The sequence below is a fragment of the Variovorax sp. 679 genome (assembly GCF_003952185.1).
GTDB lineage: Bacteria > Pseudomonadota > Gammaproteobacteria > Burkholderiales > Burkholderiaceae_C > Variovorax.
This window is the reverse complement of sequence record NZ_RXFS01000001.1, coordinates 611,384-625,957: the sequence shown is the minus strand read 5'-3', so window position 1 is coordinate 625,957 and position 14,574 is coordinate 611,384. Positions and strand designations below refer to the sequence as shown.

The 14,574-nt window shown below is 65.5% G+C and carries 9 protein-coding genes; all 9 read left to right on the top strand.

Annotated elements, in window-relative coordinates:
* Positions 1 to 4: 4 nt before the first annotated feature.
* Positions 5 to 1,726, top strand: a complete 1,722-nt coding sequence (locus tag EJO71_RS02855) for a methyl-accepting chemotaxis protein (RefSeq protein WP_125946894.1) — start codon at positions 5 to 7, stop codon at positions 1,724 to 1,726.
* Positions 1,727 to 1,803: 77 nt separating this feature from the next.
* Entirely contained in the window at positions 1,804 to 3,369 is a 1,566-nt protein-coding gene (locus EJO71_RS02850) for a methyl-accepting chemotaxis protein (protein ID WP_125946895.1), read from the top strand.
* Between the two features lie 15 nt (positions 3,370 to 3,384).
* Positions 3,385 to 5,001 carry a methyl-accepting chemotaxis protein gene (locus EJO71_RS02845; RefSeq protein ID WP_125946896.1) on the top strand — a complete coding sequence of 539 codons (1,617 nt, stop codon included), beginning with the start codon at positions 3,385 to 3,387 and terminating at the stop codon, positions 4,999 to 5,001.
* 44 nt (positions 5,002 to 5,045) lie between these two features.
* The gene (locus tag EJO71_RS02840; RefSeq protein ID WP_125946897.1) at positions 5,046 to 5,561 is read left to right on the top strand and encodes a chemotaxis protein CheW; all 516 of its coding nucleotides are present in this window, start codon (positions 5,046 to 5,048) and stop codon (positions 5,559 to 5,561) included.
* Between the two features lie 63 nt (positions 5,562 to 5,624).
* Entirely contained in the window at positions 5,625 to 7,226 is a 1,602-nt protein-coding gene (locus EJO71_RS02835) for a methyl-accepting chemotaxis protein (protein ID WP_125946898.1), read from the top strand.
* 8 nt (positions 7,227 to 7,234) lie between these two features.
* The gene (locus EJO71_RS02830) at positions 7,235 to 8,935 is read left to right on the top strand and encodes a methyl-accepting chemotaxis protein (protein WP_276311640.1); all 1,701 of its coding nucleotides are present in this window, start codon (positions 7,235 to 7,237) and stop codon (positions 8,933 to 8,935) included.
* A 17-nt stretch (positions 8,936 to 8,952) separates the two neighbouring features.
* On the top strand, positions 8,953 to 11,001 hold the full coding sequence (locus EJO71_RS02825) for a methyl-accepting chemotaxis protein (RefSeq protein WP_125946899.1): 2,049 nt from the start codon (positions 8,953 to 8,955) through the stop codon (positions 10,999 to 11,001).
* A gap of 59 nt (positions 11,002 to 11,060) precedes the next feature.
* Positions 11,061 to 12,779, top strand: coding sequence for a methyl-accepting chemotaxis protein (locus EJO71_RS02820; protein WP_125946900.1), 1,719 nt, complete (start codon positions 11,061 to 11,063; stop codon positions 12,777 to 12,779).
* A 20-nt stretch (positions 12,780 to 12,799) separates the two neighbouring features.
* The gene (locus tag EJO71_RS02815) at positions 12,800 to 14,521 is read left to right on the top strand and encodes a methyl-accepting chemotaxis protein (protein ID WP_125946901.1); all 1,722 of its coding nucleotides are present in this window, start codon (positions 12,800 to 12,802) and stop codon (positions 14,519 to 14,521) included.
* Positions 14,522 to 14,574 lie beyond the last annotated feature (53 nt).

The following is a 14,574-nucleotide window of genomic DNA, read 5'->3' as shown; positions in this document are numbered from 1 at the left end:
CCCCATGAACTCGTTTCTCAATCTCAAGATAGGTACCCGCCTCGGCGCGGGCTTCGCCATTGTTCTCCTGCTGCTGGCCGGCATGGCCGGTCTCGGACTCAACGCGATGACCGACATCCAGTCGCGGCTGAACGGCATCGTCACCGGCAACAACGTCAAGGTGGCAGCAGTCAACAGGATGGCGGACGCGATCCGCGACATCGCCATTCTCGACAGCAACCTGATCCTTCTGACCGACGACGCCGCCATGCGCGAGGAGTCGAAGAAGATCGTCGCGGCGCGCGAGCGCTTCACCGAAAACCGCGCCGCGCTGGCCAAGCTGCTGGCCACCCCCGAGGGCAAGGCGCTGCTCGCGCGGATCGACGAGAAGGTGGCGGTGCTCGTGCCGTTGAACGCCCAGCTCAGCGAACTCGGGCTGCAGAACAAGAACGAGGAGGCATCGGCGCTCTTCATCTCGAAGTTCCAGCCGGCCGTTCGCGCGACGATCGCGGAGCTCGATGCGATGAGCGAGCACCAGGAAAGACGCTCGCAGGCGGCCAACGCCGAAGCCAGCGCCGGCTATGCGTGGTCGCGCAACCTGATGCTGGCACTGGGCAGCTTCGCCATCCTGCTCGGCGCGGGCATTGCATGGCTCATCACGCGTTCCATCACCCGTCCGATCGGCGAGGCTGTGCAGGTGGCCGAGAAGGTTGCGGCCGGCGACATCAGCTCGCGCATCGAGGTGAAGTCGAAGGACGAAACGGGCCGGCTGATGCTGGCGCTCAAGGAGATGAACGAGAGCCTCGTGAAGATCGTGAGCGAAGTGCGCACGGGCACCGACACGATTGCCACTGCCTCGAGCCAGATCGCTTCGGGGAATCAGGATCTGTCGTCACGTACCGAGGAGCAGGCCAGTTCGCTGGAGCAGACGGCTGCCTCGATGGAAGAGCTGACCTCGACGGTCAAGCAGAACGCGGACAACGCGCGGCAGGCGAACCAGCTTGCGGTCTCCGCTTCCGAGGTGGCTGTGAAGGGTGGCAGCGTCGTGTCTCAGGTGGTGGACACCATGGGTTCGATCAACACTTCGTCCAAGAAGATCGTCGACATCATCGGTGTGATCGACGGTATTGCCTTCCAGACCAACATCCTCGCGCTGAACGCGGCGGTTGAAGCCGCCCGTGCTGGCGAGCAAGGCCGTGGCTTTGCCGTGGTGGCCTCCGAGGTCCGTAGTCTCGCTCAACGCTCGGCCGCAGCCGCGAAGGAAATCAAGACTCTTATCGGCGACTCGGTCGAGAAGGTCGAAGAGGGCAGCAAGCAGGTGGAAGAAGCAGGCCGCACGATGGAAGAGATCGTGGGCAGCGTGAAGCGCGTGACGGACATCATGGGCGAGATCACAGCGGCCAGCCAGGAGCAGACCTCGGGCATTGAGCAGATCAACCAGGCCATCACGCAGATGGACCAGGTCACGCAGCAGAACGCTGCCCTCGTGGAGGAAGCCTCCGCGGCAGCCCAGTCGCTGCAGGAGCAGGCCGGCAGCCTCGTGCAAGCCGTGAGCATCTTCAAGCTCGATGCCAACGCCGTCGCCACCCAGCGGCGCCCCGGCTTCACCCGCATCACGCCGATCCCGAAGCCAGCCAAGCCCGTTCCCAAGCGCCCGGCCAAGGCCTTGCCCGCCCGCCGCGAGGCTGCAGCCGCCCCGCAGCTCGCCATGGCCGGCGACGCCAAGGGCGACTGGACCGAGTTCTGAGAAAAAAGGACTCAAGTCCGACGCTCCGATGCCGATAACAGGATGAACCCGTTCCCTGTTGTTGAAGAAAGAGAGCAATGAGTCTGAAGGATCTGAAAATCGGCACCCGCCTGGGTCTCGGCTTCGCGGCAATGCTGCTGCTGATGGCGCTCATTGCAGGAACGGGCGTACTGCGGCTCACGAACGTGGGCAATGCGACCGACGAGATGGTGGCGCAGGCATTGGTCAAGGAGCGCCTTGCGAGCGAATGGCTCAGCAACCTGCGCTCCAACACCGTGGCCAATTTCGCCATGGTCAAGACCACCGATCCGGAGATCGCAGCCTATTTCTCGAAGATCCAGACAGCAGGCTCGGCCCGCATCAGCCCGGCGCAGAAGAAGCTCGAATTGATGCTGAGCACGCCGGAGGAGAAGGCGCTCTACGCGAAGATCGCCTCTTCGCGTGCGGTGGTGCTGGAGACCGTGGGCGTCCTCAACAAGCTGAAGGACGCGGGCAACCTGGCGGAGGCCAATACGCTCGTGGACACCAGGTTCTCCGATGCGCTGGCCGTGTACGGTGGTGCCGTCGAGGCGCTGGCCAACCACCAGCGCGAGAAGATCGACGAGGCCGCCAAGGGCATCGGCGCGGACTTCACCGCCGGCCGCACCACGCTGCTGGTGCTTTCGGGCATTGCGCTGGTGCTGGGCGCGCTGTTCTCCTGGCGCCTGACGCGGGGCATCGTGCGCCCGCTGGGTCATGCGGTGGAGGTGGCCGAGACAGTGGCGGCCGGCGACCTGAGCGCGCGCATCGAGGTGGAGAGCCGCGACGAGGCGGGGCAGCTGCTGCAGGCGCTGAAGAACATGAATGAGAGCCTCGCCAAGGTGGTGGGCGAAGTGCGCGAAGGTACCGACACGATCGCTACCGCTTCGAGCCAGATTGCATCGGGCAATCAGGATCTGTCTTCGCGCACGGAGCAGCAGGCGAGTTCGCTGGAGCAGACGGCTGCCTCGATGGAGGAGCTGACTTCGACGGTCAAGCAGAACGCGGACAACGCTCGGCAGGCAAACCAGCTTGCTGTATCTGCCTCGGAAGTCGCGGTGAAGGGCGGCAGCGTCGTGTCCCAAGTGGTCGACACGATGGGTTCGATCAATGCGTCTTCCAAGAAGATCGTCGACATCATCGGCGTGATCGATGGCATTGCTTTCCAGACCAACATCCTGGCGCTGAATGCGGCGGTTGAAGCTGCGCGTGCTGGTGAGCAAGGGCGTGGCTTTGCCGTGGTGGCTTCCGAGGTCCGCAGCCTCGCGCAGCGTTCGGCTGCTGCAGCGAAAGAGATCAAGACTCTTATCGGCGACTCGGTCGAGAAGGTCGAAGAGGGCAGCAAGCAGGTGGAAGAAGCCGGCCGCACGATGGAAGAGATCGTGGGCAGCGTGAAGCGCGTGACGGACATCATGGGCGAGATCACCGCAGCGAGCCAGGAACAGACCTCGGGCATCGAGCAGATCAACCAGGCCATCACGCAGATGGACCAGGTGACGCAGCAGAACGCCGCACTGGTCGAAGAGGCTTCGGCAGCAGCCCAGTCGCTGCGCGAGCAGGCCAGCAGCCTTTCCGATGTCGTCGGCGTGTTCCGCCTCGGCGGCAACCGGCTGGCCCTGAGCTGAGGGGACGACAAGACCATGCGTGTCAACCTCCCCGTCACCGGCATCGAATACGAACTGTCGGCCGATGCCGCACTGGTGTCCCGCACCGACCTGAAGGGCCGCATCACCTACGCCAACCCGGCCTTCATCGAGGCCAGCGGCTTCGCCACGGCCGAACTCATGGGCAAGGCGCACAACATCGTGCGCCACCCCGACGTGCCGCCCGAGGCTTTCGCCGACCTGTGGCAGACGCTGGCCCAGGGGCTGCCATGGACAGGGCTCATCAAGAACCGCCGCAAGAACGGCGATTTCTACTGGGTGCTGGCCAACGTCACGCCCATTCGCCGCAACGGTCGCACGCAGGGCTACATGTCCGTGCGCAGCAAGCCCGGCCGCGCCGAGGTTGCCGAGGCCGAGGCGCTGTACGCCCGCATCCGCGAAGGGCGGGCGAAGGACATCGAGCTGCTGCAGGGCGAAGTGGTCTCGCGCGGCTGGTCCAGTCCGCTGGCCCGGCTGCGCCGCATTCCCGTGCGCCAGCGCGTCTTCGGTGTGACTTCCGTGGCGGCGCTGCTGTCGCTGGGTCTCGGCATTGCGGGCTGGGCGGAGGCCTCGCGGCTGGTCGCGTCCGCCGGAGCGCACAGCTGGCTGCCGGGCGCCGTTGCCGCTGGCGGCGCGGGCTTCGCGCTCGCATGGCTGGGGCTGGGCCAGTTCCTCGTACGCACGGTGTTCCGTCCGCTGGACGAGGCGGTGCACGTCGCTCGCGCCATCGCCGGCGGCGACCTCGCGCGCTTCGAGGTGCGGCGCGGCGACGAAATCACCGGACTGCTGCGTGCCCTGAACCAGATGAGCGCGAACCTGTTCGCGATCGTCGCGGACGTGGGCGCCAATGTGGCGGGCGTGATGTCGGCTTCGAGCCAGATCGCCTCGGGCAACCAGGACCTGTCGTCCCGCACGGAACAGCAGGCGAGCTCGCTGGAGCAGACGGCCGCCTCGATGGAGGAGCTGACCTCCACGGTGAAGCAGAACGCGGACAACGCACTGCAGGCCAACCAGCTGGCCGTATCCGCTTCGGAGGTCGCTGTGAAAGGCGGCAGCGTTGTCTCGCAGGTGGTCGACACGATGGTGTCGATCAATGCCTCGTCGAAGAAGGTCGTCGACATCATCGGCGTGATCGACGGCATCGCTTTCCAGACCAACATCCTCGCGCTGAACGCAGCGGTCGAAGCCGCGCGTGCCGGCGAACAGGGCAAGGGCTTCGCGGTGGTGGCTTCCGAAGTCCGGAGCCTCGCTCAACGCTCCGCTTCCGCTGCCAAGGAGATCAAGACCTTGATCGGCGACTCGGTCGAGAAGGTCGAGGAAGGCAGCAAGCAGGTCGAAGAAGCGGGTCGCACGATGGAAGAGATCGTGGGCAGCGTGAAGCGGGTGACCGACATCATGGGCGAGATCACCGCTGCCAGCCGCGAGCAGACCCAGGGCATCGAGCAGATCAACCAGGCCATCACGCAGATGGACCAGGTGACGCAGCAGAACGCCGCGCTGGTCGAGGAAGCCTCGGCCACCGCCCAGCTGCTGCAGGAACAGGCCGACGGCCTCGTGAAGGCCGTGCGCGTGTTCAGGGCCGAAACCGCCGAGGCGGTCGCCGAAGCCGCCTGAACCCGCGCGAAGACACCAACCCCATTCAAACCGGAGAAGAAAAGATGCTGAACAAGGCAAAGGATCCCCTGCAACAAGCCGCCTCCACCTCGGCCGCTGTCGCAACCCGCCTGGAGGTCGTGACCTTCAAGCTGGGCGAGGAAGAGTACGGCATAGACATCCAGAAGGTGCAGGAGCTGCGCGGGTACGACGCGGTGACGCGGATCGCGAACGCGCCGGAATACATCAAGGGAGTGGTGAACCTGCGCGGGATCATCGTTCCGATCATCGACATGCGCATCAAGTTCAGGCTCGGGGAGCCGACGTACGACCAGTTCACGGTGGTGATCGTGCTGAACATAGGTGGTCGGGTGGTGGGGATGGTGGTGGACAGCGTGTCGGACGTGATCACGCTGACGGGCGATCAGATCAAGCCTGCGCCGGAGATGGGTTCGGTGCTGGATGCGGACTACCTGATCGGGCTGGGCACGCTGGAAGAGCGGATGTTGATCCTGGTGGACATCGACCGGCTCATGTCCAGCGAGGAAATGGGCCTCGTGGAGGCAGCCGCCACCGCCTGAGCCCGGCGCCATGGCCGCACGGCCAGGTCCGGTTCCATACCTTCACCCTTGAACGCCTGCTCCATGAAGCTTCTTTCCAATCTCCGCATCGGCAACCGGTTGGCGCTCGCCTTCGCCGTCGTGCTGGGCCTTACCGTGGTCTCGACCGCCATCGCGCTGGTCTCCTCGCGCAACAACGCGGAGGCCACCCGGGTCATGATGGAAAGCCCGCTCGCCAAGGAGCGGCTCATCTCCGACTGGTATGTGCTCACCTATTCGGCCATCGCGCGCACTTCGATGATTGCCCGCACGGCCGACGAGACCTTGCCGGTCATCTTTGCCGACGTCATTTCCGACAGCGTGAAGAAGGGCAGCGAGACCATCGCCAAGGTCGAGAAGCTGCTGGTGACGGAGGAGGAAAAGGCCCTCCTGAAGTCCATCCAGGAGCTGCGCGCGAAGTACCAGGCGGCCAAGGACGACGTGGGCAAGGCCAAGGCAGCGGGCAACACGGCCGCCACCGAGCGCGTCTTCAAGGAGACCTTCCAGCCCGCCGCCAAGGCCTACGAGACGCGCGTGCTCGACCTGCTGTCGATGGAGCGCAAGGCCATCGACGACATGAGCAAGGCCATCGATGCCGCGAACGCACGGGCCTTCAACCTGCAGCTGCTGCTGACCTTCCTGACGGTGGTGAGCGGCGCCATCTTCGCGTTCTTCATCTCGCGCAGCATCGTGCGCCCGCTCGCGCAGGCCGTCGAGGTCGCCGAGACGGTGGCCGCTGGCGACCTGAGCGCCGACATCGAAGTGCACAGCCGCGACGAGACCGGCCAGTTGATGCAGGCGCTGAAGAACATGAACGAGAACCTGGCGAAGGTGGTGGGCGAGGTGCGTACCGGCACGGAGACGATCGCCACGGCCTCGGGGCAGATTGCTTCGGGCAACCAGGATCTTTCCTCCCGCACGGAGCAGCAGGCGAGCTCGCTGGAGCAGACGGCTGCCTCGATGGAGGAACTGACCTCGACCGTGAAGCAGAACGCGGACAACGCGCGGCAGGCGAATCAGCTGGCCGTGTCCGCTTCGGAAGTGGCGGTGAAAGGCGGCGGGGTTGTCTCGCAGGTGGTCGACACGATGGGTTCGATCAATGCGTCTTCCAAGAAGATCGTCGACATCATCGGCGTGATCGACGGCATCGCCTTTCAGACCAACATCCTCGCGCTGAATGCGGCGGTTGAAGCTGCGCGTGCTGGCGAGCAAGGGCGTGGCTTTGCCGTGGTGGCCTCCGAAGTCCGAAGCCTCGCCCAGCGTTCGGCCGCAGCCGCGAAAGAAATCAAGACCCTGATCGGCGACTCCGTTGAGAAGGTCGAAGAGGGAAGCAAGCAGGTCGAAGAAGCCGGTCGCACGATGGAAGAGATCGTGGGCAGCGTGAAGCGTGTGACCGACATCATGGGCGAGATCACTGCCGCAAGCCAGGAGCAGACCTCGGGCATCGAGCAGATCAACCAGGCCATCACGCAGATGGACCAGGTCACGCAACAGAACGCTGCCCTCGTGGAAGAAGCCTCTGCGGCAGCGCAATCGCTGCGGGAGCAGGCCGGCAGCCTGTCGCAGGTGGTCGGCGTGTTCCGCCTGGGAGGCAGCCACGCTGCGGGCCCGGCCCATCGGCTGCCGTTCGCTGCGCCGGCGGCATGAAGAAAGAAATGGAAGTCAAGACAATGCAGTGGTTCCAGAACCTTCGAGTCACCGTCCGGCTGATCCTCAGCTTTCTCGTGGTCGCGGCCATCGGCGCCTTCGTGAGCGCGTTCGGCGTCTTCCAGATGGGGCGCATCAGCGCATCGACCGAATCGCTCTATGCCAACGAGCTTCGCGCCCTGCAGGCCGTGCAGGATGCCAACATCCGCCTGCTGTATGCCAGCCGAGCGCAGATGACGCTGCTGTCGGCCGGCACGCGCGGTGAGCGCAATGCAGGCGCGAACGAGGTCAAGGCGTCCATCGAAAGCCTCTCGGCGCGCGCCGCAGAGGTCAAGTCCTTCTTCGCTGAAACCGAGGAGGGCACGAAGCTGTTCAGCCAGTTCGAAGGACTCATCGGGCCGCTGACGACGCACATGAACGACTTCGTGGCCCTGCTGAACAAGCAGCCGCTGGACAGCTCCCAGTTCGACAACCAGGTGACCGAGGACAGTGCGCGCCTGCTGAAGGAATCGCGTGGTCTGGAAGAAGTGCTCAAGGCCATGGTCGCCTACAGCAAGGATCTTGCACGCGAGCGTGCCGAGCAGGCCGACGGAACCTACAAGACCTCCAGGCTGACGATGCTCGTGCTGGCGCTGGCCGGCATCGTGGCCAGCGTCGGCCTGGGCGTGCTGGTGGCGCGCCTGATGGGGCGGCAGCTCGGCGGTGAACCGCAGTACGCCGCCGACGTGGTCGGCCGCATCGCGGATGGCGACTTGTCGCTGGCAGTCGAGGCCGACGCCGCGCATGACGACAGCCTGCTGCGCTCCATCCAGAAGATGCAGTCGCAGCTGACATCGGTCATCGGAAAGATCAAGGATTCGAGCGACACGATTGCCACGGCCTCGGCGCAGATCGCTTCGGGGAATCAGGATCTGTCTTCGCGCACGGAAGAGCAGGCGAGCTCGCTGGAGCAGACGGCTGCCTCGATGGAGGAACTGACTTCGACTGTGAAGCAGAACGCGGACAACGCTCGGCAGGCGAACCAGCTTGCGGTCTCTGCTTCCGAGGTGGCTGTGAAGGGTGGCAGCGTCGTGTCCCAAGTGGTGGACACGATGGGTTCGATCAATGCGTCTTCCAAGAAGATCGTCGACATCATCGGCGTGATCGATGGCATTGCTTTCCAGACCAACATCCTGGCGCTGAATGCGGCGGTTGAAGCTGCGCGTGCTGGTGAGCAAGGGCGTGGCTTTGCCGTGGTGGCCTCCGAAGTCCGCAGCCTGGCTCAGCGCTCGGCTGCAGCTGCCAAGGAAATCAAGACCTTGATCGGCGACTCCGTTGAGAAGGTCGAAGAAGGCAGCAAGCAGGTCGAAGAGGCAGGCCGCACGATGGAAGAGATCGTGGGCAGCGTGAAGCGCGTGACGGACATCATGGGCGAGATCACAGCCGCGAGCCAGGAGCAGACCTCGGGCATCGAGCAGATCAACCAGGCCATCACGCAGATGGACCAGGTCACGCAGCAGAACGCCGCATTGGTCGAAGAGGCTTCCGCAGCAGCCCAGTCGTTGCAGGAGCAGGCCGGCAGCCTCGTGCAGGCCGTGAGCATCTTCAAGCTCGGCGATGAGCAGCACGTCGCGCCTCGCGCGCAGGCCAGGCGCGCCGACCCGGTGCTGTCCGGGCCGCCGCAACTGGCGGTGGCCGGCGCGGACGCCGGCGACTGGCGCGAGTTCTGAGTCTGGAAGCTCCTCCAATGAAAACCGTGAACCCCGCGCGGCGCGAACTCGCCTTCGTCCCGCTGGCCCGCACCATGACGCTCGGTGCCGCCGCGGGCATGCTGCTGGTGGCAACGCTGGTGCTGGCGGTCTTCTACGCAATGACTTCCGCGCAGCAGAAGCGCAGCGCCGCCCAGTACGCCAATGCCAAGGCCGAAGCCATCGCCCGTTCGCTGGACATCTTCGACCAGACCATGCGCCTGACGGCGGAGAACGCCTTCGGCGTCTTCCGGCGCCAGTTCGCGTCCAGCTTCGTGCTCGAGGGCACGGGGCAGGGAACGCTGGACAGCGACGGCACGCCGATCGACGCAGCGCGCATCGCCGAAGTGGATGCCTTCGCGCGCGATTTCCCCGGCGCCAATGCCACCGTGTTCATCGCGCAGGGCGAGGATTTCCGCCGCGTCACCACCTCGGTGAAGAAGGAGAACGGCGAGCGGGCCGTCGGCACGCTGCTGGACCGCAAGAGCGGGGCCTATCCGGTGCTGCGCGATGGCAAGCGCTTCGTGGGCCGCATCACGCTGTTCGGGCGCCCCTACATGACGGTCTACGAGCCGGTGCGCGACGCGGCCGGCCGCGTCGTCGCGGTGCTCTACATCGGCCTGGACATCTCCCGGCAGCAGGCCTCCTTCGGCGAAGCCGTCAGCAAGACGCGGATCTTCGAGACCGGCGGGCTCTACATCGTCGACCCCGCAGGTGGCGCCGGCGCGGCAACGCTGGTCTTCCATCCGACGGCGGCCGGCAAGAAACTGGCCGAGCTCCTGCCGGACGATGCATCGGCTGACTGGCTGTCGCGGCTCTCGGCAGCGGACGCGACATGGATCGACGATGCGCGCCCGGTGCTCTCGCCGGCCGACGGCCACCGGCGCTATGCCTCGGTGGCCAGGAGCGAAGCGGCTGGCTGGCTGGCGGTGGCGGAGTTTCCCGCTTCGGAAGTTCTGGACGTGCTCTATCGCCAGATGGCGTGGATCGGCGCCTGCATTGTGCTGGCGGCCCTGGTGCTGGGCGCGGCGCTGATCGTCTTCATCCGCCGCACGGTGCGGCCGCTCGGCCTGCTGAGCGAGCACGTGCAGGCCCTTGGCCAGGGCGACCTGTCGCGGCAGCTGGCCTCGGACCGCCGCGACGAGATGGGCGTGATCACCCGCGCCGTCGAAAGCATGCGAGAGAGCCTGGCCGGTGTGGTGGGCGGCGTGCGCGCCGGCACCGATGCCATCGCCACCGCCTCGGGCCAGATCTCGGCCGGCAACCAGGATCTTTCTGTGCGTACGGAAGAACAGGCCAGTTCGCTGCAGCAGACGGCGGCGTCGATGGAGGAACTCACCGGCACCGTGAAGCAGAACGCCGACAACGCACGGCAGGCCAACCAGCTGGCGCTCTCGGCCTCCGGCGTGGCGCTCAGGGGTGGCGAAGTGGTCGGCCAGGTGGTCGGCACCATGGCCTCGATCCATGCCTCGTCGAAGAAGATCGTGGACATCACCGGCGTGATCGACGGCATCGCCTTCCAGACCAACATCCTCGCGCTGAACGCAGCGGTCGAGGCGGCCCGTGCGGGCGAGCAGGGCCGTGGCTTCGCCGTGGTGGCTTCCGAAGTCCGCAGCCTGGCCCAGCGATCGGCTGCCGCGGCCAGGGAAATCAAGAGCCTGATCGACGACTCCGTCGGCAAGGTCGACACGGGCACCGCCCTGGTGGGCGAGGCCGGAAAGACCATGGAAGAGATCGTGGGCAGCGTCCGGCGCGTGACCGACATCATCGGAGAGATCAGCGCGGCGAGCCAGGAGCAGACCTCGGGCATCGAACAGATCAACCAGGCCATCGCGCAGATGGACCAGGCGACGCAGCAGAACGCGGCGCTCGTCGAGGAGGCCTCGGCCGCCGCCCAGTCGCTGCGCGAACAGGCCGGTGGCCTCGTGCGGGCCGTCAGCATTTTCAAGCTCGGTGAAGAACCACGGCTGCCCACGCGCGCCGGGTCGTCGCCGTTGGCGGCACCGCGGCTGGCGGTTGCCGGCGCCGGCGGCTGGCGCGAGTTCTGAGCCCGGCCAAGGACCGGCAACCACACACGCTATCGGGCTGCGGCCCCCAAGGAAAGATCATCAAAACCTTCTACAACCTCAAGATCGCGACCAAGCTGCTTGTGTCGTTCGTCGCGGTTCTCGTGCTCACGGCCTGCCTGGGCGTGATCTCGGTCATGCAGCTCGGCAAGGTCCACGAGATGTCCACCGACCTCTCGACCAACTGGCTGCCGGCCACGCGCTCGCTGCTCGAGCTCAAGGGCATGGTGACGGGCTTCCGCTCGCAGGAAATGGCGCATGCGCTGTCGGGCTCGTTCAACGAGATGACTGAATACGAGAAGGCGATGGACGCGTCGTGGGCGGCGCTGCAGAAGAAGCGCGCCGAATACGAGGCGCTCATCTCGGAGCCCGAGGAGCGCGAGGTCTATCCGGTGTTCGCGAAGCTGCTCTCGCAGTACGAGCTGGAGCACAAGAAGATCATTGCCGTTTCCCATACGCAGGACACCGACCAGGCGAGCAACATGATCCGCGGCAAATCGCTGCAGCTCAGCCGCGAGATGAATGCCGCGCTGGACAGGCTGACGCAGGTGAACCTGGCGGGCGCCGTCCGGGCCGGGCAGACCGCCGACGCCGTGCATGCGCAGGCCAGGCTCTGGGTGATCGGCCTGCTGGTGGGCGCCGTGGCGCTCGGCCTGGGGCTGGCGCTGTGGATCGCGCGCATCGTGGCCCGGCCGCTGGAAGATGCCGTGAAGGTGGCGCAGTCGGTGGCCGCGGGCGACCTGACCAGCCGCATCGAGGCACGGACGACGGACGAAACCGGGCAATTGCTCGATGCCCTGAAGGGCATGAACGACAGCCTCGTGAAGATCGTGAGCGAGGTGCGTACGGGCACGGACACGATAGCGACCGCCTCGGCGCAGATCGCTTCGGGGAATCAGGATCTGTCTTCGCGCACGGAAGAGCAGGCGAGTTCGCTGGAGCAGACGGCTGCTTCGATGGAGGAGCTGACCTCGACCGTGAAGCAGAACGCGGACAACGCTCGGCAGGCGAACCAGCTTGCTGTGTCCGCTTCGGAGGTCGCGGTGAAGGGCGGTAGCGTCGTGTCCCAAGTGGTGGACACGATGGGCTCGATCAATGCGTCTTCCAAGAAGATCGTCGACATCATCGGTGTGATCGATGGCATTGCTTTCCAGACCAACATCCTGGCGTTGAATGCTGCGGTGGAAGCCGCTCGCGCTGGCGAGCAAGGCCGTGGCTTCGCAGTTGTGGCTTCTGAAGTCCGCAGCCTGGCCCAGCGTTCGGCTGCAGCCGCCAAGGAAATCAAGACCCTGATCGGTGACTCGGTCGAGAAGGTCGAAGAAGGCAGCAAGCAAGTCGAAGAAGCAGGCCGCACGATGGAAGAGATCGTCGGCAGCGTGAAGCGCGTGACGGACATCATGGGCGAGATCACGGCAGCAAGCCAGGAGCAGACCTCGGGCATCGAGCAGATCAACCAGGCCATCACGCAGATGGACCAGGTGACGCAGCAGAATGCCGCACTCGTCGAAGAGGCTTCGGCAGCAGCCCAGTCGCTGCAGGAACAGGCCGGCAGCCTTGTCCAGTCCGTGAGCATCTTCAAGCTGGACGCCAACGCCATGGCCACCACGCGCCCCGGTTTCACGCGCATCACCCCGATCCAGCAACCCACCAAGCCCGCTCCCAAGCGCCCGGCCAAGGCTCTGCCAACGCGCAAGGAGCCCAAGGTAGCCCCTCAGCTCGCCATGGCCGGTGACGCCAAGGGCGACTGGACCGAATTCTGAACAATGGAGAAGGAAGTCAAATGAACCTGAACAACCTGAAGATCGGCACCCGCCTGGGCCTTGGTTTCGCGATGGTGCTGCTCCTGATGGCGGTCATCGCCGTCACCGGCGTGTCGCGCCTGGCGAGCGTGGGCAAGGCCACCGAGGACGTGATGCAGAACGCCCTGGTCAAGGAGCGCCTGGCCAACCAGTGGTCCGTACTGCTCGGGCCGGCGATCGCGAACTCGTTCGCGATGGTCAAGGCGACCGATCCCAAGGTCGTCGCCTATTTCGAGAAGGCCCGGGCTGACAAGTCGGCGCAGATCAACCCGGTGCAGAAGAAGCTCGAGGAACTGCTGAGCTCCCCGGAAGAAAAGAAGCTGTATGCCGGCGTGGCCGAGCCGCGCGGGCTGGTGCTGTCGATCATCGGGAAGATCAACAAGCTCAAGGCCGAAGGAAAGAACGAGGAGGCCATGGAGATGGCCGACACCCAGTTCGCGGCCGCGCTCGCTGTCTACGAGGAAGCCGTGGCCAGGATCTCGGCCTACCAGCGTGAACGCATCGACGGGCTGGCACGGAACATCGAAGCCGAGCACAAGGCCGGCGAGACCACGCTGCTGGTGCTTTCGGGCATTGCGCTGGTGCTGGGCGCGCTGTTCTCCTGGCGCCTGACGCGGGGCATCGTGCGCCCGCTGGGCCATGCGGTGGAGGTGGCCGAGACGGTGGCGGCCGGCGACCTGAGCGCGAACATCGAAGTGCGCAGCCGCGACGAGACGGGACAGCTGATGCACGCGCTGCGCGAGATGAACGCCAGCCTGGCGAAGGTGGTGGGCGAAGTGCGGATGGGCACGGACACGATCGCTACGGCCTCGGGGCAGATCGCCGCCGGCAATCAGGATCTTTCTTCGCGCACGGAGCAGCAGGCGAGTTCGCTGGAGCAGACGGCGGCTTCGATGGAGGAGCTGACCTCGACGGTGAAGCAGAACGCGGACAACGCGCGGCAGGCGAACCAGCTGGCTGTGTCCGCCTCGGAAGTGGCCGTGAAGGGCGGCAGCGTCGTGTCCCAAGTGGTCGACACGATGGGTTCGATCAATGCGTCGTCCAAGAAGATCGTCGACATCATCGGCGTGATCGACGGCATCGCTTTCCAGACCAACATCCTGGCGTTGAACGCAGCGGTGGAAGCTGCACGGGCCGGTGAACAAGGCCGTGGCTTTGCTGTCGTCGCTTCCGAAGTCCGCAGCTTGGCCCAACGCTCTGCTGCTGCAGCCAAGGAGATCAAGACGCTCATCGGCGATTCGGTTGAAAAGGTCGAAGAAGGCAGCAAGCAGGTCGAAGAAGCCGGCCGCACGATGGACGAGATCGTGGGCAGCGTGCGCCGCGTGACCGACATCATGGGCGAGATCACAGCCGCGAGCCAGGAACAGACCTCGGGCATCGAGCAGATCAACCAGGCCATCACGCAGATGGACCAGGTTACGCAGCAGAACGCCGCGCTCGTTGAAGAAGCCTCGGCAGCGGCCCAATCGCTGCAAGAGCAGGCCGGCAGCCTCGTGCAGGCCGTGAGCATCTTCAAGCTCGATGCCAACAACGCCGTCGCCACCCAGCGGCGCCCCGGTTTCACCCGCATCACGCCGATCCCGAAGCCCGCCAAGCCCGCTCCCAAGCGCCCGGCCAAGGCCCTGCCAACGCGCAAGGAGCCCAAGGCGGCGCCGCAGCTCGCCATGGCCGGCGACGCCAAGGGCGACTGGACCGAGTTCTGACCCTCAACTTTCGGCGCTTGCCGCCGATATAGGCACAGAGGCATCGAATCGCA

What these genes read in the sequence shown, in the direction of transcription:
- EJO71_RS02835 (WP_125946898.1), top strand. Translation starts at nt 5,625, where the DNA reads ATGAAGCTTCTTTCCAATCTCCGCATCGGCAACCGGTTGGCGCTCGCC.
- EJO71_RS02825 (WP_125946899.1), top strand. Translation starts at nt 8,953, where the DNA reads ATGAAAACCGTGAACCCCGCGCGGCGCGAACTCGCCTTCGTCCCGCTG.
- EJO71_RS02840 (WP_125946897.1), top strand. Translation starts at nt 5,046, where the DNA reads ATGCTGAACAAGGCAAAGGATCCCCTGCAACAAGCCGCCTCCACCTCG.
- EJO71_RS02830 (WP_276311640.1), top strand. Translation starts at nt 7,235, where the DNA reads ATGGAAGTCAAGACAATGCAGTGGTTCCAGAACCTTCGAGTCACCGTC.
- EJO71_RS02850 (WP_125946895.1), top strand. Translation starts at nt 1,804, where the DNA reads ATGAGTCTGAAGGATCTGAAAATCGGCACCCGCCTGGGTCTCGGCTTC.
- EJO71_RS02845 (WP_125946896.1), top strand. Translation starts at nt 3,385, where the DNA reads ATGCGTGTCAACCTCCCCGTCACCGGCATCGAATACGAACTGTCGGCC.
- EJO71_RS02815 (WP_125946901.1), top strand. Translation starts at nt 12,800, where the DNA reads ATGAACCTGAACAACCTGAAGATCGGCACCCGCCTGGGCCTTGGTTTC.
- EJO71_RS02855 (WP_125946894.1), top strand. Translation starts at nt 5, where the DNA reads ATGAACTCGTTTCTCAATCTCAAGATAGGTACCCGCCTCGGCGCGGGC.